This is a genomic window from Isoptericola sp. NPDC019693 (assembly GCF_044389085.1).
Classification (GTDB): domain Bacteria; phylum Actinomycetota; class Actinomycetes; order Actinomycetales; family Cellulomonadaceae; genus Isoptericola.
On sequence record NZ_JBIRXP010000001.1, the window covers coordinates 1005299 to 1031834 of the forward strand.

Genomic DNA, 26536 nt, shown 5'->3' on the forward strand with positions numbered 1-26536 from the left:
CTCCGCCTCAGTCATAGAACGCCTCCACCTGCCACCGGCCGCCGGACTGCGCCAGCAGCAGCGCCCGCCCGTCGTCGAGCACCGCCTGCAGGTAGACGCGGCGGGCTCCCCCGTCCGCCGACCACCAGCGCTCGGCGAGCGGCCAGGGGCCGGCCCAGCCGGTCACCGCGGCCATGTCCTGCGCCCGGCCTGCCCCGCCCGTGCACGCGACCGCGGCGGGCTCCCCGCTCATCGCGAGCCGGGCGTCCACGACGACGTCGCGCCCCGCGGCGTCGAGCACGCGGGCGGGCACCGGCTCGTCCGGCAGCCCGGCGGGCGCGGGGCTGGGCAGGGCGCCCGGCCAGGGCAGGCCCGGGTCGCGGCCTGCGCCGCCCTCCGTGCCGAAGGGCACGAGCCGCACCCGGTCGCGGGGCCCGCGGCCGCCCTGCAGCTCCACCGTGAGCACGGCGTGCCCGCCGAGCAGCCCCTGCACCCGCCCGAGCGCCCGCCGGGCGCGCTCGCCCTCGCCGGCGTCCGCGCCCCACAGGCCGGGCTGGTGGGTCGTCGCCGGGACGACGTCCTCCGCCGCCAGCGCCAGGTACGCGATCGGCGCGACGACCGGGTCCGCCTCACCCCCGCGCCGGGCGGACGTCGCGGTCAGCCAGCCCTCGAGCTGCCACCGCACCCGGTCGGTGATCCGCGCCGCGCTCATGCCGCCGGCCGCGGCGTCGTCCGTGCGCCACACGCGCTCCAGCACGGCGCCCTCGCCCGCCTCCCCGCCGACGTCGTCCCCGCCGAGGTCGGCGCCCGCGGTGCGCGCGGTGATCCGCAGCCGCCCGCAGGCCAGCCCGCGCGTGGCGAGCAGGTCGTGCAGCGCGGTGGCCAGGCGGCGCGCGGCGAAGGTCGCGACGTCGACCCGCAGGGCGGGCGGGTCGAGCTCCTCCGCGACGGCCAGGTCCTCCTCGACGCGGCGCCGCGCCGGCGGGCGCAGGTCCTCGCCGCGGGCCAGCCGCTGCGCCCAGGCGCCGAGATCGCCGAACCGCGCCTGCACGCTCGCGGCGGGCAGGGCGGCCAGGTCGCCGAGGGTGCGCAGGCCGAGCCGCCACCACAGCCCGGCCGCCTCCCGCACGGCGGCCACGCCGGCCGGGTCGCAGACGGCGTGCACCAGCTCTCCCACGGGGCGGTCGGCGAGGAACGCCGCGGACCCGCCCAGGGGAACGACGGCGTCCTCGCGGGCGGCCAGCACCGCCGCGAGCAGCCCGTCGGCGACGCCCACCTGGCTCTCGTGCCCGGTACGCGCGGCGACGGCGCCCACCAGCGCCTGCGCCAGCGCGAGCTCGGAGCCGTGGTAGCGCGCGGCCCCGCCCGCCGGCAGCAGGAGCAGCCCCGGTCGGGCGACCTCCAGGCCCGCCACCACCGTCTCGGCGGCGAGCGCCACCGGCTCGAACTCCCGCGCGTCGCGGGCGTCGTCGGCCGCCAGCAGCGCCACCTCGGGGCATCGTTCCTGCGCCTGCCGGCGCCGCATCCCCCGCCGCACCCCCTGGGCGCGGGCGACCGCCGAGACCGCCACGACGGTGTGCCCCGCGCCCGACCCGCCGCCCGAGCGGGCGCCGAGCACCGCCGCAGGCACGTGCGCGTCCAGCCCCGCGCCCGCCAGGGCCGCGACCACCGGCCAGTCCGGGACCCACAGCACGGCCGTCCTCGACGCGCCCCCGGACGAGGCCGCCCCGAGCAGCCCTCCGCCAGCCTCCTTGCCGCCCGCCATCACGCCACCCGCAGCCGAGCAGGGCTCCGACCGGCGCCGACGGCGCGCTCGGGCCCGTGCTCGTCGGTGCGCTCGTCGGTGCGCTCGTCGGTGCGCTCGACGGTGTGCTCGGCGAGGCCCTGACCGACGCCCGGAGCAGCGGGCCCGCCGACGACCCGCTCGACCCGCAGCGGCACGTCCACCTCGATCTCGAGGGGCCGGGCGGCGGCCCCGCGCCCGGTGCGCCGCACGCGCAGGGTGCGGCGGCGCAGCCAGCCGGCGCCGTGATCGACGCCGGACCAGGTGCCGCCCCGCGCGTCGAGGGTGACGTGCGCGCCGGGCCACGCCGCCTGCGCCACCAGCACCGCGCCCCGCTCCCGGGCGCGCGCGGCCAGCCGGCGCCGGTCGCCGTCGAGCAGCGTGGCGCCGGGGCCGACGACCACCACGTCCATCCCGTCGAGCAGCGCGGCGAGGGCCGCCGGCGCGTCCGGGCCGGGGGCGGGCACGAGCACGGTCCGCCCGAGCGCGATCCCGGCGTCCGCGGCGGCCAGCATCCCGACGCCCGGCGCGCCGACGAGCGCGACCCACGCGCCGGACCGCGACGCCTCCGCCAGCAGCGCGAGCAGGAGCGTGGTCGAGCCGCGCACGGCGAGCACCGTGCCCGCGGCCAGGCCGCCGTCGGGCAGGAGGCCCGCCAGCGCCGGGTGCACCGGCAGCAGGCGGCCGCCCGGCTCCGTCGCACGACCGCCGAGGCGCCGGCCGGGGTGCGGGAGGGAATGCTGGGCGGCGCGCTGGCCGGTGCGCTGCTCCGCCGCCCGCAGCGCGGCCCGCGCGACGGCGGCACGATCGACGGCGGCACGGTCGAGCGGGCGGTCGCGCTCGGACAGCGGGCGGACCGCGGTCCGCGGCGGGGCGACGACCGTCACGCGACCTCCCCCCGAGCCCACGCGGGCGGCACCCGGCAGACCAATGCTCAGCAACGACCGGACGACGGTCGTCGAGTCGAACATCTGTTCGAACACTGCCAGTAGACGTCCCGACGGCGACGGCTGTCAACCGCGCAGGTCGCCGCCATTTCCGTGGCCGCATCCCGTCGCCCCGCACGCATCGTGCGTGCTGACTCGTTCCCCGTTCGGCGGAAATGAGGAACAAGTCAGCACGCACGTCGATCGCGCGGACACCTCTCGTGTACGCTGCCCTCGACATACCGCGCAGTCGGTATGTCGAGCGAAGGGGCTCCCGGGAGCAGACTGGGCCCTCGACGACGAGGAGGTCGACCGTGCAGATCGTGGGCGCCGTGCTGGACCGCACGGGGGTGTCCCCGCCGTACGCCACCGCCGGGGCGTTGCGTACCTCCACCCTCGACCTCGACCCACCCGGCCCCGGCGAGATCCTGGTCCGCATCGAGGCCGCGGGGCTGTGCCACTCCGACCTGTCCGTCGTGGACGGCAACCGGGTGCGCCCCGTCCCGATGCTCCTCGGCCACGAGGCCGCCGGGATCGTCGAGGCCCACGGCGACGCAGTCGCGCCCGAGGCCGGGCTCGCCGTCGGCACCCGCGTCGTCATGACCTTCCTGCCGCGCTGCGGTCGCTGCGCCGCGTGCGCCACCGACGGGCGGCTGCCCTGCACCGTGGGGTCCGCGGCCAACGCCGCGGGCACCCTGGTCGGCGGTGCGCACCGCCTGCACCGCGACGGCGCCGAGGTGCACCACCACCTGGGCGTCAGCGCGTTCGCCACCCACGCCGTCGTGTCGGCCACGTCCGTCGTGCCCGTGCCCGACGACGTCCCCGCCGACGTCGCGGCCCTCCTGGGGTGCGCGGTCCTCACCGGCGGCGGCGCGGTGCTCAACGCCGGCCGGCCGGCGACGGGCGACACCGTGGCCGTCGTCGGCCTGGGCGGCGTCGGGATGGCGGCCCTGCTGGTCGCCCAGGCGCTCGGCCACGAGGTGATCGGCGTCGACACGACGACGAGCAAGCTCGACCTCGCGCGCGACCTGGGCGCCCGTGCCCTGACGCCCGACGAGGCGGTCGACGCCGACGTCCGGGCCCTCGTCGTCGTCGAGGCCGCCGGCAACGCCCGCGCCTTCGAGACCGCCTACGCCCTGACCGCGCCCGGCGGCACCACCGTCACCGTCGGGCTGCCCGGCCCGGAGGCCCGGGCGAGCATCTCCCCGCTGAGCCTGACCGCCGAGGCACGCACCATCGTCGGCTCCTACCTCGGTTCAGCCGTCCCGAACCGGGACATCCCCCGCTACGTGGATCTCTGGCGCGCGGGACGACTGCCGCTGGAACGACTCGTCTCGGCCCGCATCGGGCTCGAGGACCTGCCGGCCGCCCTGGACCGGCTCGCCGCCGGCGCAGAGCTGCGCCAGCTCATCACCTTCGACGAGAGGATCACCGCATGACCACCGCTCCTGCGCCCCGACACGACACCCCGCGCGTCGCCGTCGTCACCGGCGGGGCCCGCGGCATCGGCGCCGCGACCGCGCGCCGCCTGGCCGCCGACGGGCACGCCGTCGCCGTCCTCGACCTCCTTCAGGAGCAGGCCGCCGAGACCGCCGCCGGCATCGTCGCCGGCGGCGGGCGGGCGATCGGGATCGGCGTGGACGTCGCCGACGCCGCGGCCGTCGAGGCCGCCGTCGCGCGCGTGACGGACGAGCTCGGCGCGCCGACGATCGTCGTGAACAACGCCGGCATCCTGCGCGACAACCTGCTGTTCAAGATGTCCGAGGACGACTGGGACGCCGTGCTGCGCGTGCACCTGCGCGGCGCGTTCGTCGTGACCCGGGCCGTGCAGGCGCACATGGTCTCCGCCGGCTGGGGCCGCGTGGTCAACCTGTCCAGCACGTCCGCGCTGGGCAACCGCGGGCAGGCGAACTACTCCGCCGCGAAGGCGGGCATGCAGGGGTTCACCAAGACGCTCGCGATCGAGCTGGGCAAGTTCGGCGTCACCGCCAACGCCGTGGCACCGGGCGTCATCGCCACCGACATGATCGCGGCGACGGCCGAGCGCATCGGCATGACCCCCGAGGAGTTCCACGCCGCGGCGGCCAAGGACGTGCCCGTCGGGCGGGTCGGGCAGCCGGAGGACATCGCCGCCGCCGTGTCGTTCTTCTGCTCCGAGGAGGCGTCGTTCGTCTCGGGCCAGGTGCTCTACGTGGCGGGCGGGCCGAAGGCATGAGCGCGGACGCCGCCGGGTCGCCGGCGAGCACCGCGCCGTCGACGATCCGGGTCTCCTCCCCCGCCGCGCTGGCCGACGCCGTCGGGCAGCGCGCCACCGGCGAGTGGTACACGATCGCGCAGGACCGCATCGACGCGTTCGCCGACGCCACCGAGGACCTGCAGTGGATCCACGTCGACCCGTGGCGCGCCGCCGACGGCCCGTTCGGCACGACCATCGCGCACGGGTTCCTCACCCTGTCCCTGCTGCCCCGGCTGGCGTCGTCGCTGGTCGAGGTGGGCGGCGTGGCGATGGCGATGAACTACGGGCTCGACAAGGTGCGGTTCCTGCACCCCGTGCCCGCCGGGTCGCGCGTGCGCGCGACGACGGAGCTCACCGGCGCCGAGACCGTCGCGCAGGGCGTGCGCCTGGCCTCGACCGTGACCGTCGAGATCGAGGGGGTCGACAAGCCGGCCCTCGTCGCGCAGACGCTCACGCTGTACGTCCCCACGCCGTAGCGCGGCGTCGGGTGCCCCGGCGACGGCAGGGACACCCGACGCCCGGTCGGGCAGGATGGCGCCATGACGGACACGCCGACGAGCGCCCCGGTCGCGCCAGGCACGCCCCGCACGCTCGCCCAGCGGCAGGAGGACACCCTGGCGATGCTCCGCACCCCGGTGCGGGACGTCTGGGTCGCCACCGCCTCGACGGCTCCAGACGGCACGCCCGCGCCGTACCTGGTGCCGCTGTCCATGGCGTGGATCGACGAGCGCGTCGTCCTCGCGCTCGACGCGACCTCGCGCACCGGCCGCAGCCTGCTCGACACCCGCACGGCCCGGCTCTCGCTGGGCGGCACGCGCGACGTCGTCATGATCGACGCCGACCTCGAGCGCTCGGTCCGCGTCGCCGAGGCGCCGGCGGAGATCGGCGAGGGCTACGCCGCGCAGGCGGACTGGGACCCGCGCCCCGGCGGCGAGCACGACGTCTACCTCGTCCTGCGCCCCCGGCGCGTCCAGGCGTGGCGCGAGGTCGACGAGCTCGCCGGCCGCACCCTCATGCGCGACGGCGAATGGCTCTGAGCGCGCCCCCTCCCTCGACGTAGCGATTCCGTCGTCGTCGTCACCGCCTGGAACCGACAGCGATCGCTACGTCGAGGGCGACGCGCGCTACGCGACGCGTTCCAGCACCATCGCCATGCCCTGCCCACCGCCGACGCACATGGTCTCCAGCCCGTACCGGCCGCCGGAGACCTCGAGCCCGTTGATCAGCGTGGACGTGATGCGCGCGCCGGTCATGCCGAAGGGGTGCCCGACGGCGATGGCGCCGCCGTGCACGTTGAGGCGCTCGTCGTCGATGCCGAGCTCGAGCGCGGACGCGACGACCTGCGCGGCGAACGCCTCGTTGATCTCGACGAGGTCCATGTCGTCGATCCCGAGCCCCGCGCGGGCCAGCGCCTGCCGGCTCGCCTCCATCGGGCCCAGGCCCATGATCTCGGGCGACAGGCCCGTGACGCCGGTCGACACGATGCGCGCCAGCGGCGTCAGGCCGAGCTCCTCGACCACGCGGTCGGAGACCACGACGACGGCGGCCGCGCCGTCGTTGAGCGGGCACGCGTTGCCGGCGGTGACGGTGCCGTCGGGGCGGAACACCGGGTCGAGGGTCGCGAGCTTCTCGACCGTCGTGCCGGGGCGCGGCCCGTCGTCCGCGGACACCACCGTGCCGTCGTCCAGCGTGACGGGTGTGATGTCCCGCGCCCAGAACCCGTCCGCGATCGACGCCTCGGCGCGCTGCTGGCTGCGTGCCGCGAACTCGTCCTGGTCACGGCGCGAGATGCCCCGCAGGTCCGCGACGTTCTCCGCCGTCTGCCCCATGGCGACGTAGACGTCCGGCAGGGCGCCGTCGGCGCGCGGGTCCCTCCACGTCCCGGCGCCGCCGACGGCGCGCTTCTCCGTGCGCTCCAGGGCGTCGGCGAAGCGCGGGTTCGTGAGGTCGACGCCGGGGATCTCGTCGCTCGACCCGACGGCCATCCCGCTCACCGACTCGACGCCGGCGGACACGAAGACGTCGCCCTCCCCCGCCTTGATGGCGTGGAACGCCATGCGCGTGGTCTGCAGGCTGGAGGAGCAGTAGCGGGTCACGGTGGTGCCGGGCACGGAGTCCCAGCCGTTCAGCACGGCGACGACGCGGGCCAGGTTCATGCCCTGCCGGCCGCCGGGCAGGCCGCAGCCCAGCAGAAGGTCGTCGATCCGGGCCGGGTCGAGCCCGGGCACTTGCGCGACGGCGGCCTCGACCATCCGCGCGGCGAGGTCGTCCGCCCGGACGTCCTTGAGCGAGCCCTTGTGCGCGCGGCCGATCGGCGAGCGCGCGGTGGCGACGATGTACGCCTCGGTCATGTCAGCTCCCTTTCTTCCTGCTCGGACTGAGCACTTGTCGCGAGAGGCTCCGGTTCAGACGAAGGCCGCGTGGCCGGTGATCTCGCGGCCGACGATGAGGTTGTTCATGTCCCGGGTGCCCTCGAACGTGTACACGGCCTCGGCGTCGGCGAAGTACCGCGCGACGCCGGTGTCGAGGGTGATGCCGTTGCCGCCGCACGCCTCGCGGGCGAGCGCGACGGTCTCGCGCATGCGGGTGGTGACGAACGACTTGGCCATCGCGGCGTGCGCGTCGCGCTGCGTCCCGGCGTCCTGCAGCTGCGAGACGCGCACGCACACGGCGAGGCTCGCGGTGACGTTGGCGAGCGCGGTGGCGAGCTTGTCCTGGATCAGCTGGTAGCTGGCGATCGGATTCCCGAACTGCTCGCGCTGCCTCGTGTACGCGACGGCGGCCTCGTACGCGCCGATCATCGTGCCCAGCGACTGCCAGGACACGCCGTCGCGGGTGACGCGCAGCACCTGGGCGACGTCGCGGAACCGGTCGATGCGCTGGAGCCGGTCGGCCTCGGCGACCTGGACGCCGTCGAGCGTGATGTCCGCGTTCTGCACGATGCGCAGCGACTGCTTGCGCTCGATCTTGGTGGCGGTGAAGCCCGGCGTGCCCTTGCGGACGAGGAAGCCCTTGACCTGGTCGTCGGCGGTGTCCTTGGCCCAGATCACGACGACGTCGGCGAACGTGGCGTTGCCGATCCAGCGCTTGGCGCCGTGCAGCGTCCAGGTGTCGCCGTGGCGGGTGGCGGTGGTGCGCAGCCCCTTCGCGGTGTCGGAGCCGGACAGCGGCTCGGTGAGGCCGAACGCGCCGATGACGTCGCCGCTCGCCATCGGGGGCAGCCACTGCGCCCGCTGCTCGGGCGAGCCGCCGAGGCCGATGGCGCTCATCGCGAGCCCGGAGGACACGCCGATGAAGGTGCAGAAGGAGGAGTCGACGCGGGCCAGCTCCATGCCGATCCAGCCGCGGAACACTGCCGAGCTCTCGAACGGCGCGCACTCGGGCCACGCCGCGCCCACCGTGCCGAGCTCGGCGAACGGCTTGAAGAGGTGGACGGGGCACTCCGCGCGCTCCCAGTAGTCGTCCGCGAGGGGCCGCACCTCGCGCTCCATGAACTCGCGCACGGCGAGCGCCGCCTCCTGCTCGCGGGGGGTGAGCAGGTCCTGGAAGCCGTAGAAGTCGGCGTCGAGCACCGCTGGGGCGATGGGCGAGGTGGTGGTCGAGGCGGGGGTGGCGCCGGTGGCGGTCTCGATGGTCGAGCCGGCCGGGGAGGTGAACGTCATCGTTGCTCCGATCGTCGTCGAACGCGACCAGTGTGCACCCGGATGCATCATTTTCCAAGATGTTGCACGAACCTCGCCCCGCGACACTAGGCTGCCGTCATGCCGGACAGCGCCACGAGCACCCCGACCGCCTCGCACGATGCCGGGCGGGACGACGAGCACGACGACGCCCCGATCGCGACCGTCGGCCTCGAGGCCGCGCCCACGCCGCTGTCCCTGCGCCTCGCACCCGGCGCCCACGCCGACGCGCGGCGGGCGTTCGACCTCGCGCGCGAGACGTTCGTCGCGGGCCGGCGCCTCGACATGGGGCCGCTGGCCGCGAGCCTCGGCGTCGACCGGACGTCCGTGTTCCGGTGGGTCGGCAACCGCGACGCCCTGCTCACCGAGGTGCTGTGGTCGCTCGCCGTCCCGACGCTGGTCCAGGCCGACCGCGCGACGGCCTCTCGGACCGGGGCGGAGCGGGTCGCCGACCTCCTCACGCGCTTCGCGGGCGACCTCATCACCGCCCCCTACTTCCGGGACTTCCTCACCCGCGAGCCCGCCCGCGCCCTGCGGCTGCTGACGACGAAGGCCAGCCCCATCCAGCACCGGTTCCTCGCGACCTGCGAGTGGCTGGTGCGCACCCACCTCGGCGACACCCCGTTCGGTGCCGACGACGACGGCGGGAGCGGCATCGACCCGGCGTCGCTCGCGTACCTGCTGGTGCGCATCTCCGAGTCGTTCACCTACGCCGACCTGATCACGGGCGAGACGCCCGAGGCGGACCGTGCCGCCGTCGCGTTCCGCCACCTGCTGCGGGTGCCGTCGAGCCCCGCCTGAACCGCCCCCGACACCGCCACCAGAGACCCAGGAGCACCGATGCCCCGCGCCCGCCACCCGTTCCCGCTGCGCTGGAACGACAACGACCAGTACGGCCACGTCAACAACACCGTGTACTACGCCGCGATGGACACCGCCGTGAACGCGTGGATGATCGCCCACGGCGGGCTCGACCCGCAGGGCGACGTGATCGGGCTGTGCGTCGCGTCGTCGTGCGAGTTCCGCGCCCCGGCGTCCTATCCCGAGGAGCTCGAGGTCGGGATCGGCGTGGAGCGCCTGGGGCGCACCAGCCTCACCTGGGACCTGCACGTGCTGCGCGCGGGCGGCGACGAGCCCATCGCGGTCGGGCGGTTCACGCACGTGTTCGTCGACGAGCCCACCCGGCGCCCGGTGCCCGTGCCGGACGGCGTCCGGCAGGCCGTCGCCACCCTCCAGGCCTGATCCACTCCGCGACCATTCGCCGCGCCGAACAGGCGGTTGACACCGCGATGGGCGCCGACGTGGCGCGATAACGGTGTCAACCGCCTGTTCGGCGCACGGGGCAGACCTGTTCGCCTCACATACCGACTGCGCGGTATGCTCGCTCGAGCCCCGGGACGACCGGGTCGACGGAAGGTGGTCATCGATGACCGACGTGCCCGGACTGGACACCGCAGGGCTGCGGGCGTGGCTGGAGCGGGAGCACCCCGAGCTCGCCCGCGGCACGGCCGACGGAGGCACCGGCGGCGAGCTCACCGCGAGCGTCGTCGCCGGCGGCCGCAGCAACCTCACGTACCGCGTCGACGGGGCCCGCGTGCCGCTCGTCGTCCGGCGTCCGCCGCTGGGCCACGTGCTGTCCACCGCGCACGACATGCGTCGCGAGCACCGCGTCGTCACCGCCCTCGCGGGCAGCCCCGTCCCGGTGCCCCGCACCGTCGACGTCGTCGACGACAGCGACCGCGGCGAGGTCACCGGCACCGTCTTCTTCGTCATGGAGCACGTGGCGGGCACGGTGCTGTCCCGCCCGGGGCAGAACTCCGCCTTCACGACCGGCGGCCTGCACGCCCTCGGGATCGAGCTGGCGCAGGTGCTCGCCGACCTGCACGCCGTGGACCCGGCCGCCGTCGGCCTCACGGACTTCGGCCGCCCCGACGGATACCTCGACCGGCAGGTCGCCACCTGGCGGCGCCAGTACGACGCCTCCCGCTCCCGCCCCCAGCCCCGCCTCGACGCCCTGCAGGACCGGCTCGCCGCGAGCGTCCCGGCGCCGGGAGGTCGGGCCGGCATCGTGCACGGCGACTACCGGCTCGACAACGCGATCGTCGCCGGGCCGCCCGACGCGCCCCGGATCGCCGCCGTCCTCGACTGGGAGATGGCGACGCTCGGCGACCCCCTGGTCGACCTCGGCATCCTCGGCCTGTACTGGGACATCCGCGGCCTCACCGGCACCGGCGGTCCCGACGACGGGACGGGCGACGGTTCCGCAGACGCCGACGACGGCGCGCTGAGCGCCGTCGTCCCCGGTGCGGGCTACCCCGAGTTCGCCGAGCTCGTCGACGCCTACGCGGAGCGGTCGGGTGCCGCGCCGCCCGACCTGTGGTGGTACCGCGCGTTCGCCGCGTACAAGCTCGCCGTGATCCTCGAGGGCATCCACTACCGCTACCGGGCGGGCGAGACCGTGGGCGACGGCTTCGACCGAATCGGCGCCCTCGTCGCCCCGCTGGCCGAGGACGGTCTCGCGCACCTGCCCTCGACGACACCGAGCACGACGCCGGGCACGACACCGGGCACGACACCGGGCACGACGTCGAGCACGACACCGCCCACGACGCCCGCCGGGAGGGCCTGACCATGGACTTCGCCCCCGACGCCCGCACCGCCGAGCTCACCGGCCGGGTCCGCGCCTTCCTCGACGAGCGGGTCCTGCCGGCGGAGCCGGTGCTCGACGCGCAGCTCGCGGCCTCCCCGGACGGCTGGTCCCCGCCACCCGTGGTGCGCGACCTGCAGGCCTCCGCCCGGGAGCAGGGGCTGTGGAACCTGTTCCTCCCCGGCGACGGACCCGCCGGGGAGCGCGGCGCGGGCCTCACGAACCTCCAGTACGCGCCCCTGGCCGAGCTCACCGGCTGGAGCCCCCGGCTGGCCCCGGCCGCGTTCAACTGCGCGGCGCCCGACACCGGCAACATGGAGCTGCTCGCGCACTTCGGCACGCCCGAGCAGCAGCGCGAGTGGCTCGACCCGCTGCTCGACGCGCGTCTCCGGTCCGCGTTCTGCATGACGGAGCCCGGGGTGGCCTCCAGCGACGCCTCCCAGATCGGGACGCGCATCCGGCGCGACGGCGACGACCTGGTGATCACGGGCCGCAAGTGGTGGTCCACCGGCGCGATGAACCCGGGCGCGGCGCTGCTCGTCGTCATGGGCAAGACCGACCCCGACGCGCCGCGGCATCGCCAGCAGTCCATGGTGCTCGTGCCGCGCGACGCCCCCGGGGTGACGGTCGTGCGGCCCCTGACCGTGTTCGGCTATGACGACCGCGACCACGGGGGGCACGCCGAGATCGCCTTCGACGACGTCCGCGTGCCCGCCTCGAACCTGCTGGGCGGCGAGGGCGACGGGTTCGCCATGGCGCAGGCGCGCCTCGGGCCGGGACGCATCCACCACTGCATGCGCGCGCTCGGCATGGCCGAGCGCGCGCTGGCGCTCGCCACGGAGCGGGCCCGCGAGCGCTCGGCGTTCGGCCGGCCTCTCGCCGAGCAGGGCGTCGTGCGCGAGTGGGTCGCGACCTCCCGGGTCGAGGTCGAGGCCCTGCGCCTCCTCGTCCTCAAGACCGCCTGGCTCATGGACACCGTCGGCAACCGCCAGGCCATGCGGGAGATCCAGGCCATCAAGATCGCCGTGCCGCGCGCGGTCCAGGCCGTCCTCGACCGCGCGATGCAGCTCTTCGGCGCCGCCGGGCTGTCCGGCGACCAGCCGCTCGCCGAGATGTTCGCCGCGGCCCGCGCCCTGCGGCTCGCCGACGGCCCCGACGAGGTGCATCTCGGCTCCCTCGGGCGGGCCGAGCTGCGCGGCTGACCTGTCCGGGGACGCCAGGCCCCCGCACGACCCTCCGTCCACGATCGACGACGACGAAAGGACCGGACATGACCCCCGCCCCCGACCCCGCCGCCTCCCCCGGCACGGCCTCCCCTGTCCCCGACTCCCCCCGCCGCCCCGCCCTCGACGACGCCGTCGACGGCCCGGGCTTCGGCACGCTCTCGGCGGCGTCGCTGCTCGCGGAGACGGCCCGCCGGCACCCGGAGTACCCGGCGCTGCACTTCGCCGGCACCACCACCACGTACGGCGAGCTGTGGGACCAGACCCGCGCCTACGCCGGCGCCCTCGCGGCACGCGGCATCGGGCGCGGCTCGCGCGTGGCGATGGTCGTGCCGAACGTGCCCGACTTCGCGCGCGTGTACTACGCCGCGCTCACGCTGGGCGCCGTCGTCGTGCCCATCCACCTGCTGTTCCGGTCGGGCGAGATCGAGTTCGTGCTGCGCGACAGCCGGGCCGACGTCGTGGTCGCGGCCGCACCGCTGCTCGCCGAGGCCGCTCCCGCCGCCGAGCGCGCGGGCGTCCCCCTGCTGACGGTCCTCGCGCCCTCCGCGGAGCAGGGCGGTCCCGCCCTGGCGCGCCTCGAGGACGAGGCCGCCGCCGCGGACCCGGTGGCGCGGCACATGGCGGTGCACCCCACGTCAGCCGCGACCATCCTCTACACCAGCGGCACCACCGGGCTGCCCAAGGGCGCCGTCGGCTCCCACCTCGCCGCCGTGGAGCAGGTGCACTGCTCGCTCATCGACTCCTTCGACCTGCGGCACGACGACGTCGTCTTCGGCGGGCTCCCGCTGTTCCACGCGTTCGGCCAGATGGCGGTGATGAACTGCGCGTTCCGCGTCGGCGCGTCGGTGGTGCTGCTGCCCCGGTTCGACCCGGACCAGGCGCTCGAGCTCCTCGTGGCGCACCGGGCCACGGTGTTCACCGCCGTGCCGACGATGTTCGTCGGGATGCTGGAGGCCGCCCGCCGCAGCGACGCCCGGCCCCCGCTGCGGTACGCCGTCTCGGGCGGCGCGGCGCTGCCCGTGAGCGTGCTCGAGGAGTTCGCCGCCGTCTACGGGGCCGAGGTGCACGAGGGGTACGGCCTCACGGAGACCTCCCCCAGCGTCTCCTTCAACACGGTCTTCGAGCCGATCCGCCCCGGCACGGTGGGCCGCCCGATGTGGGGCGTGGACGTGGCCGTCGCCGACGCCGTCATCGACCACGAGGTGCACCTGCTGAGCGAGCCCGGCGCGCTGGGCGAGGTCGTGGTGCGCGGGCACAACCTCCTCAAGGGCTACCTGGGGCGCCCGGACGCGGACGCCGTGGCCGTCGTCGACGGCTGGTTCCGCACCGGAGACCTCGGCACCCTCGACGCCGACGGGATCCTCGCCATCGTCGACCGCAAGAAGGACATGATCATCCGCAACGGGTACAACGTGTATCCCACCGAGGTGGAGGCGGCGTTGATCTCCCACCCCGACGTCGCGCTGGCCGCCGTCTTCGGCGTCGCCGACCCGGTCCACGGGCAGGAGATCCACGCCGCCGTCGTCCCGGCCGACGGGGCCTCCGTCGACGCCGACGCGCTCGTCGCCTGGATCCGCGAGCGCGTGGCCGCGTTCAAGTACCCCCGCGTCGTGCACGTGGTGGACGAGCTCCCCCTCGGCCCGAGCGGCAAGATCCTCAAGCGCGAGCTGCCCGGCCGGTTCGCCCCCGTCTCCTGAGACGGCGCCGGAACGAGAACGGGGACCCTCCGTCCGGAGGGTCCCCGTTCTCGCGCGTGGCCGCCGGACCGCTACGAGGTGGGGATCCCGTCGCCTCGCAGCGCCACCGGCTGCGGCTCGACCGCGGTCACCTTCCCGCCCCCGACGGCGTAGGTCGCCCCGACGTAGTCCTGCACGCCGTCGGCGACGACGGTGATGCCGACGCCGTCGAAGGCGGAGTGGTCGTCCGGGCCGAACATGAGCGGCAGGATGCCGTTGCCCTCGAGCTCGCCCGACTCGACGGCCTCGAGCAGGCTCTCGCGCGTCGGGTCCTCGCCGGCGCGGGCCAGCGCCTCGGCGAACAGGTAGCCCAGGCTCATGCCGTACACGGTGTTGCCGTCGAACCGCGCGCCGTCGTTGTACTCGTCGTTGATCTGCCGGAACAGCTCGACCCACTCGCCGTCGGGGCCGAACGGCAGGTAGTTGGCGCTGACGAAGCCGTCCAGCAGCGCGGGGGCGACGTCCTCGCCGAGCAGCTCTTCGAGCGTCGGGTAGTCGCCGCCCGAGGACGACGCCAGCCACCGCGGGCTCCAGCCCATCTTCGCGGCCGTGCCGACCGCGAGCGCCGTGAAGCCGTTCACGGTGGCGAGCAGCACGTCCTCGCACCCGGCGGCCTGCAGGGCGCCCATCTGTGCGGTGACGTCCTGGTTCGACGTCGAGTACGACTCGTGGGCGGTGACTCCGTCGGCGCCGAGGGCGAGCTCGACGCCCTCGAGGAACTCCTCGCCGAAGTCGTCGTCCTGGCCGAAGACGCAGACCTTGCTCCCGGCGTTCTGCTCCGCGGCGTACTGCGCGAGCGCCGCGCCCTCCACCACGTAGTCGGCGTTGAAGCCGTAGGTGTTCGGGTGCTTCTCCGGGTCGTCCCACAGGGTGCTGCCGGACGCCACGAACAGGTCGGGCACGTCGTTCTGGGTGAGGTAGTCGAGCACGGACGAGTGCGTCGGCGTGCCGAGGCCGCCCAAGAGGGCGAACACCTTGTCCTCCTGCACGAGCTCGCGCACGACCGTCTGGGTGTTGGCCGGGTTGTACCCGTCGTCCTTGACGACGTACTCGATGGAACGGCCGTGGACGCCGCCGTTCGCGTTGACGTGCTCGAAGTACGCCTTCGTGGCGGCCGAGATCGACGCGTACCCGGCGGCGGCCGGGCCGGTCAGTGGCTGGTGGGTGCCGACCGTGACGGTGTCGTCGCTGATACCGGGGGTGGCGGCCGCCGGAGTGCTGCAGCCGGACAGGGCCAGGCACGCGGCGACGGACACCGCGGCGACGGCTGCCGTGGTGGTGGCGGTGCGGGGGTTCCGCATGGGGGTCACCTCTCTAGTGGTGGAGACGCTGGGGCGAGGTCGAGGGCGCGTCGGTGCGCCCACGCCGGTGGGGACGTGCAGGTCGGAGCCGGGTCGCGGCGCGGGCGAGCCCGCCCGGCCAGACCAGGGTCACGACGATCAGCAGTGCGCCGAAGACGAGCACGGCGAGGTTGCCGGACAGCCGCTGCTCGAGGTCGGCGGGGACGCCGATGGCGGCGGTGACCGTGTCGACGAGCCACGGCAGCAGCACGACGAGCGTCGCGCCGGCGGCCGCGCCGCCGATGCTGCCGAGCCCGCCGACGACGGCCGCCACGACGAGCAGCAGCGAGAACGCGAGGTCGTAGCGCCCCGGTCCCACCGACTGGGTGACGAGGCACAGGACGGCGCCGCCGAGGCCGGCCGCGAGCGAGCTCGCGACGAACGCGCCGACCTTGACCCGCGCCGGCGACACCCCGGACAGCCGGGCCGCGGTCTCGTCGCCGTGCACGGCGCGCATGCGCAGGCCCGCGCGGCCGGAGCGCAGCAGCGCGAGGGGCGTGACGGCGACCGCGGCGACGACGATCGCGACCCAGGCGTGCCACTGCTCCACGACGATCAGCCGGGACAGCACCTCGGGCACGCCCTCGAACGGCACGGCGAGGCCCTGGTCGCCGCCGAGCGCCGGCACCTGCGTCGTGAGGGCGGGCAGCGCGACGACCATGGCGAGCGTCAGCCCGGCCAGGTAGGGCCCGCGCAGGCGCGCACCGGCGAGGCCGAGCAGGCCGCCGAGCACCCCGGAGGCGAGGAGCGCCCCGACCAGCCCGAGGACGACCCGGGCGGCGCCGGCCGCGCCGCCGCCGTCGAGGCCGGCGCCGGCGACCGCGTTCACGGTGAGGGCGTAGCCGTAGCCGCCGGCCGCCATGAGCACGGCGTGCCCGAGGGAGAGCTGGCCGGTGAGGCCGACCAGCAGCGTGAGCCCCGCCGTCGCGCAGAACGTCGCGGCGACGACGGCGAGCTGGTAGTTGCGGTACGGGTCGAGCAGGAACGTCGCGGCGACGGCCAGCAGTGTGAGCACGACCGCGCGCAGCAGGGTCCGCTGGGTCGGGGTGAGGCGGCGGGCGGGCCGCGGGTCGGGACGGCGCGCGTCGCGCACGGCGGTCTCCTCGGTCTCGGTGGGTCTCGTGGCGGTCATGCGGCACGCACCTGGGTGGTGGCGAAGATCCCGCCGGGCCGCACCAGCAGCACGAGCGTGAGCAGGGCGAGGACGGCGAGCGGGGCGACGCCGGCGCCGAGGTACCCGGTGACGAGGCTGACGAGCACCCCCACGACGACGCCGCCGACCAGCGCGCCCGCCGGCGAGTCGAGGCCACCGAGGACGGCGACGGTGAACGCGTGCACGAAGAGCAGGTCGGCGGAGTGGGCGTTGAGGCCGAGCTCGGTGGGCACGAGCAGGAGCGCGGCGAGCGCGGCGACGGCGCCGGAGAGCGCCCAGCCGAGGGTGACCATGCGCGGCACGCGCACGCCCAGCAGCCGGGAGACCTCGGGCGCTGCCGCGGACGCGCGCAGCTGCAGGCCCAGCGAGGTCCCGTTGAACAGGAACGCGAGGAGCCCGACCACCGCCAGCGCCACGATCAGCACGAACAGGTCGTACGGGGAGAGCAGGGGCACGCCGCCGACGACGAAGGGACGCTCGTCGAACGGCGCGGTCATCGGCCGGTGCCGCGGGCCGAAGGCGATCCCGAGGGCGGACTGCAGCACCATGACCAGCCCGATCGCGACGATCATGCCGGGCAGCGGGCTGCCGGACGGCACGCGCCGCATGAGCCCGCGCTCCACCGCCGCGTTGAGCCCGGCCCCGGCGACCAGGGCGGCGGCGAGGCCCGCCCAGAAGGACCCCGTGGCTCCGGTGACGGCGAACGCCGCGAAGACGGCGACCGTGGCCACCGCCGCCTGGGCGAAGTTCACCAGCCGCGCGGCGCGCCAGATGATCACGAGGGACAGCGCGAAGAGCGCCACGACGAGCCCCCGGGCGAGCCCGGTGGCGAGGAGGAAGACGAGTCGGTCCATGGGGAGCCTCTCTCGGGGACGCAGTCGGTGCTGGTCAGGGCCGGTCAGGGCGGGTCGGGGGGCCGGTCAGAAGCCCAGGTAGGCGTGGCGCAGCGCGGGGTCGCCGGCGAGCTCGGCCGCGGGGGCGTCGGCCACGACCGTGCCGAGGCTCAGCACGACGCCGCGGTCGGCGATCGACAGGGCGGAGGTGACGTTCTGCTCCGCGAGCAGCACGGTCAGGCCGCCCTCCCGCGCCGTGGTCCGCAGCACGCCCATGAGCTGCGCGACGACCCGCGGCGCGAGGCCGAGCGACGGCTCGTCGAGGAGCAGCACGCGCGGACGGGACAGCAGGGCGCGGCCGAGCGCGAGCATCTGCCGCTCGCCCCCGGACAGCTGGTGGCCCAGGCTGGAGCGGCGGCGCGCGAGCGGCTCGAAGAGGTCGTAGGTGCGGGCGACCGCAGCGCGGCGCGCCGCGCGCCCCGGGTGGCACCACAGCGCGCCGAGGCGCAGGTTCTCCTCCACGGTCAGCTCCGTCACGACGCTGCGCCCCTCGGGGACCTGGGCCAGGCCGCGTCGGGCGCGGTCCTCGACGCTCAGGGCGGTGAGGTCCGCGCCGTCGAGCAGCACCCGGCCGGCGCGGGGCGGTGTCAGGCCGGACAGCGCGCGCAGCAGGGTGGTCTTCCCGGCGCCGTTCGCCCCGAGCAGGGCGACCACCTCGCCCGGGGCGACGGCGAGCGTGAGCCCGTCCAGCACGGGGGCGCCCGCGTAGCCCACGGTCAGGCCCTCGACGGCCAGGGCGGCGCTCATGCCGCCTCCAGCCCGAGGTAGGCCGCCTCGACGGCGGGGTCGGCACGCACCTCGTCGGGGGTGCCGCTCGCGACGACCCGGCCGAAGTCGAGCACCACGACCCGGTCGGCCACGGCCATGACGAAGTCGACGTGGTGCTCGACCAGCAGCACCGCGCAGCCGTCCGCGGCGACCTCGCGCACGACGTCGGCGAGGCCGTCCACGTCGTCCTTCCCGAGGCCTCCGGCGGGCTCGTCGAGCAGCAGGAGCCGGGGCCGCGCGACGAGCGCGCGGGCGAGCGCCACCCGCTTGCGGACGGGATACGGCAGGGCGTCCACCAGCGTGCCGGCGTCCGCGGTCAGGTCGAGCCGGGCGAGCGCAGCCGCCGCGGACTCGGCCGCGTCGGCCGCCCCGGCCACTGGCACCAGGACGTTCTCGAGAACCGTGAGCCCCGCGAAGAGCCCGAGGCTCTGGAGCGTGCGCGCCAACCCGAGCTCGAGCAGCCGGGCCGGGGACGCGGGTGCGGGACGGCCGTCGACGCGGACGCTGCCCGCCGCGGGGCGCACCAGGCCGCACACCGCGTTGAAGACGGTGGTCTTGCCCGCCCCGTTCGGGCCGATCAGGGCGACGGTCTCGGCGTGGCCGGCGTCGCCCACCGTGAGGTCGACGTCGTCGAGGGCGGTCAGGCCGCCGAAGGTCACGGTGAGGCCGGACACCTCGAGGCGCGGGCGCGGTGCGGTCGCACCGGCGTCGGGGTGGGGTGGGGCGGCTGGCGCCGGGGGCGCGGGGATACGGCGGGACATCGGCACCTCTTCGTGTCGGGTGGTGCCACGCTAGCCGATAAACCGACTGGCCGGTATGCCCTGGCGAGACATTCTTCAGAATGTTGCAATGCCGTGACGTCGGGGCCCGACGGGCCCCCGGGACGCTCAGACTCCCGCGGTGAGACCGCCGTCCACGACGAGCTCCGTGCCCGTGAGGTACGCCGACGCGTCGCTCGCGAGGAACACCACGGCGCCCGCGACGTCGTCCGGCACCGCCGCACGGCCGATCGGGATCGGCACCGCGTCCGCGTCGATGCGCGTGGTCATCTCGGTCCGCACCAGGCCCGGGTGCACGGAGTTCACCCGGATGCCGTCGCGCCCCAGCTCCACCGCGAGCGACTTGGTCAGGCCCCGCACGCCGAACTTGGACGCCACGTAGCCGTGCAGCCGTTCCCCGCCGCGCAGCCCCTCGACCGACGACACGTTGACGATCGACCCGCCGCCGGCCGCCTTCATCACCGGCACGACCGTGCGGCAGCCCAGGAACGTCCCGGTGAGGTTCACCGCGATCACGGCGTCCCACTTGGCCGTGGAGTAGTGCTCGATGGGTGCGGAGTTCGCGATACCGGCGTTGTTCACCAGCACGTCCACGGACCCGAAGGCCTCGACCGTGGCCGCGACCGCCGCCGCCCAGCCCGCCTCGTCCGTCACGTCGAGGCGGACGGACCGCGCCCGGTCGCCGAGGTCGGCGGCGAGGGCCGCGGCGTCGTCGTCGAGCACGTCCGCGACGACGACGGCGGCGCCCGCCGCGTGCAGGGCGCGGACGTAGGCCTCTCCGAGGCCGCGGGCGCCACCCGTGACGAGCGCGACCCGCCCCTCGAGCGGGAGGTCGGCGGGGATCGGGGCGGGGCGAGCGGACATGGGGTTCCTCCGGGTCGGGGGCGAGGAGCGTCAGCCGGCGACGCGGACGACGAGGCGGCCCGTCGTCGTGCCGCCGGCGAGTCGCTGCACGGCGGCGGGAGCGTCCTCGAAGGGCACCACGTCGGCCACGACGGGCCGGACCGCGCCGTCGGCGGCGAGGCGCGTCAGGGCGTCGTGCGCCGCGTCGACGGCGGCGGGCGTGCGCTGCTGGTAGAGGGCCCAGTGCAGGCCCAGCACGTCATAGTTCTTCACGAGGGCGTGGTTGGCGCGCACCGGGGGGACGGCCCCGCTCGCGAACCCCACGACGACGATCCGCCCCTCGAAGGCGATGCACCGCGTCGACTGCTCGAACGACGTGCCGCCCACCGGGTCGACGACCACGTCGGCGCCCGCGCCGCCGGTGAGCTCCTTGACCTGCGCGGCGAGGTCGTCGCCGCGCACGAGGACGTGGTGCGCCCCCGCCGCGCGGGCGACGTCGGCCTTCGCCGCGCTCCCGACGACGCCGATCACCCGGGCCCCCGCCGCGACCCCGAGCTGCACCGCCGCCGTCCCGACGCCGCCGGCCGCGGCGTGCACGAGCAGGTGCTCGCCCGGCCGCAGCCGCGCCTTGCGGTGCAGGGCGAACCAGGCGGTCTGGTAGGCGATCGTCAGGGCGGCCGCCTCGGCGTCGTCCAGGCCGTCGGGCGCCGGGCGCACGGCCGCGGCGGGCAGCACCGCCAGCTCGGACAGCACGCCGATCGCGGAACCCACGACCCGCGCTCCGGGCTCGAGGCCACGGTCGCCGGCCACCACGCCCTCCCCCAGCGCCACCACGTCGCCGCACAGCTCGATGCCGGGCACGAACGGCGGCTCGGGCCGGACCTGGTACTCGCCGCGGGCCAGCAGCACGTCGGGGAAGTTCACCGCGACGGCGCGCACCCGGACGAGCACCTCCCCCGGCCCGGGCTCGGGCACGGGCACCTCGTCGAGCCGCAGCACGTCGGCAGGCTCGCCCGGCCCGGTCACGCGCCAGGCGCGCATCGTCGCCGGGCCGTCCGGGGCGGCAGGGGTGCGGGTGGGGGTGGTGCCGGGCAGCGTCGTCATCGTCGCTCTCGTCTCGTCGGTGCTGTTGCCCGATCTCGGCGCCTCGTCGCCGCCGGTGCGGGCGGGGTCAGGACGCGGGCGTGCGGATCCCGCGCAGGAACAGCTCGGTGAGCTGCTGGGCCACCTCGGTCTTGGTCTCGGGGCCCGTGGGCGAGTACCAGTGCGACAGGTAGTGCACGTCGCTGAAGAAGTGCGCCACCAGCAGGGAGCGCGGCACGTCGGTGCGGAACACCCCGGCGTCCTGCCCCTGGCGCAGCAGCGTCGCGAACTCGTCGTGGTACTCGCGCCGCCGCTGCGTGACCTCCTTGAGCCGCGGCTCGGTGAGCATGTGCATGCTGCGGAAGAAGACCGTGCCCTCCGGCAGGAAGTCGATCGACGTCTCGACGACGTCGACGCACACGGCCCGCAGGACGTCCTCCACCGGCCCGCCCGCGGCGACGATCTCGTCGAGGTGGGCCTTCTGCAGCGCCAGCATCCGGTCGTAGATGGCGAACAGCAGGTCGTCCTTGGACTGGAAGTAGTGGTACATGGCGCCCTTGGTGACGCCGGCGGCCTCGACGATCTGCTGCACGCTCGTGGTGGCGTACCCCTGCGTGGCGAACAGGTCCAGGGCGGCCGCGGTGACCCGCTCGGCGACGTTCGTGCTCTTCATGCCCCCATCCTTCACCCGACGGGCGCGATGCTCGCGCCACCGTCGATCCGGAGCGTCTGGCCGGTCACCCAGGCGGCGTCGTCCGAGAGCAGGAAGGCGACCGGGCCGGCGACGTCGTCGGGCTCGCCGAGCCGCGCGAGGGGGTAGCGGCCTGAGACCTGGCCCTCGTGCCCCTCGTAGAGCGCGCGGGAGAAGCGTGTCCTCACGACGGCGGGGGCGACGGCGTTGACCCGGATCGCGGGTGCCAGCTCCTGGGCGAGCTGCTGCGTGAGGTTGATGAGCGCCGCCTTCGACGCGCCGTAGAAGGCGATGTTCGGGCTGGACGACGTCCCGGAGATCGACGCGACGTTGACGATCGACCGCCGCAGCCCGCCGGCGACGGCGTCGCGCGTCCACTCGAGCGCGGACACGACGTTGACCTCGAGGATCTTGCGCGCCACGCCCGGGTCGACGTCGAGGGCGGGCCCCCAGGCCGGGTTGATGCCCGCGTTGTTGACGAGGTGGTCCAGCCGCCCGTGCCGCTCGGCGACGTGGGCGAGGACGGTGGCGCGGTGCTCGGGGTCGTCCACGCGGCCCGCCACGCCGGAGGCGTGCTCCGACCCGAGCGCCGCGACGGCCTCGTCGAGCGCCTCCTGCTTGCGCCCGGTGACGACGACCGCGGCCCCTTCGTCGACGAGCCGCCGAGCCACGGCCAGCCCGATCCCCCGGCTGCCGCCGGTGACCAGGGCGACCCTGTCCTCGAATCGGCCCGCGAACCTGCCCGCGCTTCCCACCATCGCCTCCTCGCGAGATCCCCCGCACGTACCGTCCGGTCGGTTTGCGCGAGCACCGTACCACGGCCCGCCCGCGACCCGCCCCCTCGCCTCCTGGCCAGCACCGGGGGCGGTCGGGCAGCATGACCCCCATGACAGGCACGGACACAGGCACGGACACAGGCACGGACTTCTCGCGACCGCTCCCCCCGGACCCGTACTCGCTGCTGCCCGTCCCCGCGACGTTCACGCTCACGAGCGCGGACGTCGCCGACGGCCGGCCGCTCGCCGTCGACTTCAGCGTCGACGGCGCCGACGTGTCACCCCACCTCGCATGGTCGGGCGCACCCCCGGCGACGCGGTCGTTCGTGGTGAGCTGCTTCGACCCGGACGCCCCCACGCCGTCGGGCTACTGGCACTGGACCGCCGTCGACGTCCCCGCGGACGTGACGTCGCTGGAGCGCGGCGCGGGTGCCGCGGGCGGTGCGGCCCTGCCGGCCGGGGCGTTCCACGTCCCGAGCGACGGCGGCCGGCTCGGCTTCGAGGGCGCGGGCCCTCCGCCCGGGGACCACGAGCACCGCTACGTCTTCGCGGTGCACGCCCTCGACGTCCCGACGCTCGGCCTGTCCGAGACGAACAGCCCGGTGCACGTCGCGTTCAACGTCTACTTCCACGTCCTCGCGCGCGCCACGCTCACGGCGACCTACCGGCGATGAGCGGCACGACCTCCGGCGGCCTGCCCCTGCCCGGGCTCCCCACGCTCGGCGACCTGCCGTGGGCGGCAGCCCTCGACCACCCCGACCTGCTCGCCCCGCCCGTCGCCGACGCCCTGCGCGCCTGGGCCGCGCAGGACGACCGGGTCCGCGGGCTGGTCGCCGTCACCGAGATCGACCCGGACCACGCGGACACGGCCACGCTGAACGACCGGCACGGCCTGCCGCCCGAGGCGTCCGCCAACTGCGTCGTCGTCGCAGGCCGGCGCGGCGACGACGAGCGCGTGGCGGCGTGCGTCGTCACGGCGACGACGTTCGCCGACGTCAACACCCGGGTGCGCAAGCTGCTCGACGCCCGCAAGGCGTCCTTCCTGCCGATGGACCGCGCCACGGCGGAGTCCGGGATGGAGTACGGCGGCATCACCCCCGTCGGCCTGCCGCCGACCTGGCGGGTGCTCGTGGACTCCCGCTTCGCCGCGCCCGGCGCGCTCGCGCTCATGGGCTCCGGGGTGCGCCGGTCCAAGCTGCTCATGCCCGGCGAGCTCCTGTGCGCGATGCCGGGCGTCGAGGTGGTCGACGGGCTCGGCGTCGCGCGCGCCTGAGGCCCGCGACCGCCCGTACCATCCGACCGTGCCCACCACGCTGCCGATCCTCCGGCGCGCCCTCGACGAGGTCGCGCCGTACCGCCGAGCCGTCGCGTGGACGGCGCCCGTCGCCGCGCTGTGGGCGGTCTGGGCGAGCGGCCCCGGCTGGGCGACACCGGCGGTCGTCGTCGCGGCCGTCGCCGGGGTGGCACTGTTCGCCGTCGACGCCCGGACGCACCGGTTGCCCGACGCGATCACGTATCCCGCCACGGCGGCGGTCGCGGTCCTGCTCGCCGCAGCGGCGGCTGTCGACGGCGCCTGGGACGCGGCGTGGCGCGCCCTGCTCGGCAGCCTGACCCTCGGCGCGGCCTACCTCGTGCTCCACCTGGTCAACCGCGCCGGGCTCGGCCTGGGCGACGTCAAGCTCGCCGTCCTGCTCGGACTGGTCTCCGCCTGGTTCGGGTGGCCCGTGCTGTGGGCGACGGCGTTCCTGCCGTTCCTCGTCGGCGGCGTCGTCTCGATCGTGCTGCTCGCCACGCGCCGGGCGACCCGCACGACGGCGATCGCCTTCGGCCCCTACATGCTCGCCGGGGCCGCCCTGGCCCTCACCGCCGCGCGTCTCCTCGCGACCTGACCGTGCCCTCGGGCACGGCGGTCAGCACTCCGCGCGGCCGCGGCGCCAGTAGCCCATGAAGGCGACGGCCTTGCGGTCCACGCCCTTCTCGGAGACGAGGTAGCGGCGCAGCGTCTTGATCGAGCCGGCCTCGCCGGCGAGCCACGCGTAGAGCACGGTGTCCTGCGCGAGTGGCTGCCCGGTCGCGTCGACCGGCACCTCCCAGAGGATCTCCGCGTCGATGTCGACGTCGGGCAGCTCGCCGTCCGGCTCGACGCCCGCCGTGCTCAGCGCCTGGCCGTCGGCCTCCGTGGACAGCAGCTCGGGCATCGCGGGCGCGTCCACCGACGGACGGACGCCCATCGCGAGGAGCCGGTCCGCCGCCTCCTTCACGGCGGGCACGAGGACGTCGCCGTGCTCGCGCTCCTCGCGCGGGAGCCAGGAGATCCGCACGCCCGCGGGAGCGGCCAGGGTCCAGCGGTCCTCGCGGTGCGGCACCTCGAGGAAGACCTCGCCGACCGCGTCGTCGGGCAGCGACTCGCAGATGGCGGCGATCGCCGGGACGGCGGTCTCGTCGCCCGCGAGGAGCAGGGCGTGGCTGCGGGCGGGCGGGTTGAACTCGAGGCCGCCGTGGGGCCCGTCCGTGTACGCGGCGTTGGGGCCCATGATGACGAGCGGGGAGCCGGGCTTGGCCCCGTTGGCCCAGCGGGAGGCGGGCCCCGTGTCGCCGTGCAGCACGATGTCGACGTCCACCTCGCGCAGGTCCTGGCGGACGGCACGCACGGTGTAGGTGCGCAGCGGGTTGCGACGCTCCTCGGGCAGCGCGCGCCACGACGTGAACCAGTCGGGGTTCTGCCGGTCGAGGTACTCCCAGCCGCCGCAGGGCGCCGGGAGCAGGAACTTGATCCGCTGGTCCTTGCCGTTGTCGGCGAACCCGTCGAGGTCGTCGCCCGTGAAGGTGATCCGGATGAACGACGGACAGAGCCGGGTGACCCGCGAGACGGTGACGTCGAACATGCGGTACGGCTGCTCGGGGGCGGCGTCCTGCACGGCGGTCTGGTCGGCGCGCTGGGTCGCCTCGACGATCTCGGTCACGGTGGTAAGCCTAACCTCACCTAACCCCGGGTGTGCAAGCCCGGGTGACCGTCGTCACACGGGGCGACCACGTGCCGGCCTACCCGCCCCCGGTCTCCGTCGCGCCGGGCGCACGCACCACCACGACGGGGCACGCCGACGTGCGCACCAGGGTGTGCGTCGCGGAGCCCAGCAGCAGGGACGCGAAGCCGCCGCGCCCGCGCGTGCCCAGCAGCAGCCGCTCGGCGCCCTCCGCCTCGCGGTGCAGCACCCGGACCACCTGACCCTCGTGCGTCTCCCCGAGCACCTCGAGCGACCCCTCGGCCGCGCCGCGTGCCCGCAGCCTCTCCTCGACCCTGGCCAGCCCCTGCTGCAGCACCGGCCCGGAGTCCGCCTCGGTGATGTCGTGAGCCTCGTGCTCGGTGGGGCCGCGCGACGCGACCCACTCGGCGACCCCGGGGCGCCACACCACCACGACGCGCAGGGCACGCCCCAGCTCCCACGCGGTGTCGACGGCGGCGTCGAGGGCCACGCCGGCCTGCTCGGAGCCGTCGTAGCCGACGAGGACGGGCGCGTCCGGCGGCAGGTCCGCCCGGGGCCCCTCGGCGGGCACGACGACCACCGGGCAGCGCGCGTGCGCCGTCACCTGCAGCACCACGGTCCCCCGGATCGCCTCGTACAGGCCGCCGTGCCGGGTGGCGCCCAGCACGAGGGCGCCCGCGTCGGCCGACAGGCCCACGAGCGCCGCGGACGGCGAGGCGTACTCGACGTAGGTCTCGACCGTCACCCCGGGCGCGACGTCGCGGGCACGGGCCGCGGCCTCCTCCACGACGGGCCACGCCCCGCCGTCGCCCCGCGCGCCCAGGTCGTCGCCGTGCGGCCGCGCGGCGACCCCCGTGTCGTGGGCGTCCCGCACGTAGACGACGCGCAGGACGGCGCCGCGCGTGCGCGCCTCCCGCGCCGCCCACGCGAGGGCGACGTCGGCGGGCTCCGACGCGTCGTAGCCGACCACCACCGGGGCGGCCCTGTGCTCGTCCACCGCACCATCGTCCCTC

At 75.7% G+C, this 26536-nt stretch carries 27 protein-coding genes; 12 read left to right on the plus strand and 15 right to left on the minus strand.

Features of this window, described 5'->3' with window-relative positions:
- Nucleotides 1–7: 7 nt before the first annotated feature.
- Both ACH436_RS04750 and ACH436_RS04755 read right to left on the minus strand, forming a co-directional pair.
- Nucleotides 8–1744, minus strand: a complete 1737-nt coding sequence (locus ACH436_RS04750) for a DNA polymerase Y family protein (RefSeq protein ID WP_430559002.1) — start codon at nucleotides 1742–1744, stop codon at nucleotides 8–10.
- Nucleotides 1744–2733 (minus strand): hypothetical protein, encoded by a 990-nt coding sequence (locus tag ACH436_RS04755; protein WP_430559003.1) that lies wholly within the window; start codon nucleotides 2731–2733, stop codon nucleotides 1744–1746. Before ACH436_RS04755 ends, ACH436_RS04750 begins: the two co-directional genes overlap by 1 nt.
- Nucleotides 2734–3002: 269 nt before the next feature.
- Between ACH436_RS04755 and ACH436_RS04760 the strand changes: the two genes are divergently transcribed.
- The 4 genes from ACH436_RS04760 (at nucleotide 3003) to ACH436_RS04775 (ending at nucleotide 5961) form a co-directional block, all read left to right on the plus strand.
- Nucleotides 3003–4127 (plus strand): alcohol dehydrogenase catalytic domain-containing protein, encoded by a 1125-nt coding sequence (locus ACH436_RS04760; protein WP_430559004.1) that lies wholly within the window; start codon nucleotides 3003–3005, stop codon nucleotides 4125–4127.
- Nucleotides 4124–4903, plus strand: coding sequence for a 3-oxoacyl-ACP reductase FabG (fabG, locus tag ACH436_RS04765; RefSeq protein ID WP_430559005.1), 780 nt, complete (start codon nucleotides 4124–4126; stop codon nucleotides 4901–4903). The genes ACH436_RS04760 and fabG overlap by 4 nt, the downstream gene beginning before the upstream one ends.
- A complete protein-coding gene (locus ACH436_RS04770; RefSeq protein ID WP_430559006.1) occupies nucleotides 4900–5400 on the plus strand; it encodes a MaoC family dehydratase in 501 nt (166 codons plus the stop codon). Before fabG ends, ACH436_RS04770 begins: the two co-directional genes overlap by 4 nt.
- A gap of 63 nt (nucleotides 5401–5463) precedes the next feature.
- A complete protein-coding gene (locus tag ACH436_RS04775) occupies nucleotides 5464–5961 on the plus strand; it encodes a pyridoxamine 5'-phosphate oxidase family protein (RefSeq protein WP_430559007.1) in 498 nt (165 codons plus the stop codon).
- An 87-nt stretch (nucleotides 5962–6048) separates the two neighbouring features.
- On the opposite strand, the gene ACH436_RS04780 is transcribed toward ACH436_RS04775, so the two are convergent.
- Both ACH436_RS04780 and ACH436_RS04785 read right to left on the minus strand, forming a co-directional pair.
- A complete protein-coding gene (locus tag ACH436_RS04780; protein WP_430559008.1) occupies nucleotides 6049–7275 on the minus strand; it encodes an acetyl-CoA C-acetyltransferase in 1227 nt (408 codons plus the stop codon).
- Between the two features lie 54 nt (nucleotides 7276–7329).
- Nucleotides 7330–8508 carry an acyl-CoA dehydrogenase family protein gene (locus tag ACH436_RS04785; protein WP_430559158.1) on the minus strand — a complete coding sequence of 393 codons (1179 nt, stop codon included), beginning with the start codon at nucleotides 8506–8508 and terminating at the stop codon, nucleotides 7330–7332.
- A gap of 177 nt (nucleotides 8509–8685) precedes the next feature.
- On the opposite strand from ACH436_RS04785, the gene ACH436_RS04790 reads away from it, so the two are divergent.
- The 5 genes from ACH436_RS04790 (at nucleotide 8686) to ACH436_RS04810 (ending at nucleotide 14174) form a co-directional block, all read left to right on the plus strand.
- A complete protein-coding gene (locus tag ACH436_RS04790) occupies nucleotides 8686–9405 on the plus strand; it encodes a QsdR family transcriptional regulator (RefSeq protein ID WP_430559009.1) in 720 nt (239 codons plus the stop codon).
- Between the two features lie 39 nt (nucleotides 9406–9444).
- Nucleotides 9445–9846 carry an acyl-CoA thioesterase gene (locus ACH436_RS04795; RefSeq protein ID WP_430559010.1) on the plus strand — a complete coding sequence of 134 codons (402 nt, stop codon included), beginning with the start codon at nucleotides 9445–9447 and terminating at the stop codon, nucleotides 9844–9846.
- A gap of 184 nt (nucleotides 9847–10030) precedes the next feature.
- Nucleotides 10031–11233: a phosphotransferase family protein gene (locus ACH436_RS04800; protein WP_430559011.1), complete on the plus strand. Its 1203-nt coding sequence runs from the start codon at nucleotides 10031–10033 to the stop codon at nucleotides 11231–11233.
- A gap of 2 nt (nucleotides 11234–11235) precedes the next feature.
- Entirely contained in the window at nucleotides 11236–12453 is a 1218-nt protein-coding gene (locus tag ACH436_RS04805; RefSeq protein WP_430559012.1) for an acyl-CoA dehydrogenase family protein, read from the plus strand.
- Between the two features lie 68 nt (nucleotides 12454–12521).
- Nucleotides 12522–14174: an AMP-binding protein gene (locus tag ACH436_RS04810; RefSeq protein WP_430559013.1), complete on the plus strand. Its 1653-nt coding sequence runs from the start codon at nucleotides 12522–12524 to the stop codon at nucleotides 14172–14174.
- Nucleotides 14175–14245: 71 nt separating this feature from the next.
- Here the strand turns inward: ACH436_RS04810 and ACH436_RS04815 are convergent, their stop codons facing one another.
- From ACH436_RS04815 to ACH436_RS04855, 9 genes are all read right to left on the minus strand, one after another.
- Nucleotides 14246–15514 (minus strand): ABC transporter substrate-binding protein, encoded by a 1269-nt coding sequence (locus ACH436_RS04815; RefSeq protein WP_430559014.1) that lies wholly within the window; start codon nucleotides 15512–15514, stop codon nucleotides 14246–14248.
- A gap of 13 nt (nucleotides 15515–15527) precedes the next feature.
- A complete protein-coding gene (locus ACH436_RS04820; RefSeq protein ID WP_430559015.1) occupies nucleotides 15528–16685 on the minus strand; it encodes a branched-chain amino acid ABC transporter permease in 1158 nt (385 codons plus the stop codon).
- Nucleotides 16682–17560 carry a branched-chain amino acid ABC transporter permease gene (locus tag ACH436_RS04825; RefSeq protein ID WP_430559016.1) on the minus strand — a complete coding sequence of 293 codons (879 nt, stop codon included), beginning with the start codon at nucleotides 17558–17560 and terminating at the stop codon, nucleotides 16682–16684. The genes ACH436_RS04820 and ACH436_RS04825 overlap by 4 nt, the downstream gene beginning before the upstream one ends.
- 66 nt (nucleotides 17561–17626) lie before the next feature.
- A complete protein-coding gene (locus ACH436_RS04830; RefSeq protein ID WP_430559017.1) occupies nucleotides 17627–18346 on the minus strand; it encodes an ABC transporter ATP-binding protein in 720 nt (239 codons plus the stop codon).
- Entirely contained in the window at nucleotides 18343–19128 is a 786-nt protein-coding gene (locus ACH436_RS04835) for an ABC transporter ATP-binding protein (protein ID WP_430559018.1), read from the minus strand. The genes ACH436_RS04830 and ACH436_RS04835 overlap by 4 nt, the downstream gene beginning before the upstream one ends.
- A gap of 126 nt (nucleotides 19129–19254) precedes the next feature.
- Nucleotides 19255–20010 carry a glucose 1-dehydrogenase gene (locus tag ACH436_RS04840; protein ID WP_430559019.1) on the minus strand — a complete coding sequence of 252 codons (756 nt, stop codon included), beginning with the start codon at nucleotides 20008–20010 and terminating at the stop codon, nucleotides 19255–19257.
- Nucleotides 20011–20040: 30 nt separating this feature from the next.
- A complete protein-coding gene (locus tag ACH436_RS04845) occupies nucleotides 20041–21093 on the minus strand; it encodes an NADPH:quinone oxidoreductase family protein (RefSeq protein ID WP_430559020.1) in 1053 nt (350 codons plus the stop codon).
- Nucleotides 21094–21160: 67 nt separating this feature from the next.
- Entirely contained in the window at nucleotides 21161–21745 is a 585-nt protein-coding gene (locus ACH436_RS04850; RefSeq protein ID WP_430559021.1) for a TetR/AcrR family transcriptional regulator, read from the minus strand.
- An 11-nt stretch (nucleotides 21746–21756) separates the two neighbouring features.
- Nucleotides 21757–22518 carry an SDR family oxidoreductase gene (locus ACH436_RS04855; protein ID WP_430559022.1) on the minus strand — a complete coding sequence of 254 codons (762 nt, stop codon included), beginning with the start codon at nucleotides 22516–22518 and terminating at the stop codon, nucleotides 21757–21759.
- Nucleotides 22519–22649: 131 nt separating this feature from the next.
- Here ACH436_RS04855 and ACH436_RS04860 point away from each other — a divergent pair, with 131 nt between their 5' ends.
- From ACH436_RS04860 to ACH436_RS04870, 3 genes are read left to right on the plus strand one after another with little or no spacing between them, the layout of a single operon-like run.
- On the plus strand, nucleotides 22650–23213 hold the full coding sequence (locus ACH436_RS04860; protein ID WP_430559023.1) for a YbhB/YbcL family Raf kinase inhibitor-like protein: 564 nt from the start codon (nucleotides 22650–22652) through the stop codon (nucleotides 23211–23213).
- Nucleotides 23210–23812, plus strand: a complete 603-nt coding sequence (locus tag ACH436_RS04865) for a YbaK/EbsC family protein (RefSeq protein WP_430559024.1) — start codon at nucleotides 23210–23212, stop codon at nucleotides 23810–23812. The genes ACH436_RS04860 and ACH436_RS04865 overlap by 4 nt, the downstream gene beginning before the upstream one ends.
- Before the next feature lie 28 nt (nucleotides 23813–23840).
- The gene (locus tag ACH436_RS04870; protein ID WP_430559025.1) at nucleotides 23841–24428 is read left to right on the plus strand and encodes a prepilin peptidase; all 588 of its coding nucleotides are present in this window, start codon (nucleotides 23841–23843) and stop codon (nucleotides 24426–24428) included.
- Nucleotides 24429–24449: 21 nt separating this feature from the next.
- On the opposite strand, the gene ACH436_RS04875 is transcribed toward ACH436_RS04870, so the two are convergent.
- Complete coding sequence (locus ACH436_RS04875; protein WP_430559026.1) at nucleotides 24450–25502, minus strand: siderophore-interacting protein; 1053 nt, start codon at nucleotides 25500–25502, stop codon at nucleotides 24450–24452.
- Nucleotides 25503–25581: 79 nt separating this feature from the next.
- The gene (locus ACH436_RS04880; protein ID WP_430559027.1) at nucleotides 25582–26520 is read right to left on the minus strand and encodes a universal stress protein; all 939 of its coding nucleotides are present in this window, start codon (nucleotides 26518–26520) and stop codon (nucleotides 25582–25584) included.
- Between the last annotated feature and the right edge of the window lie 16 nt (nucleotides 26521–26536).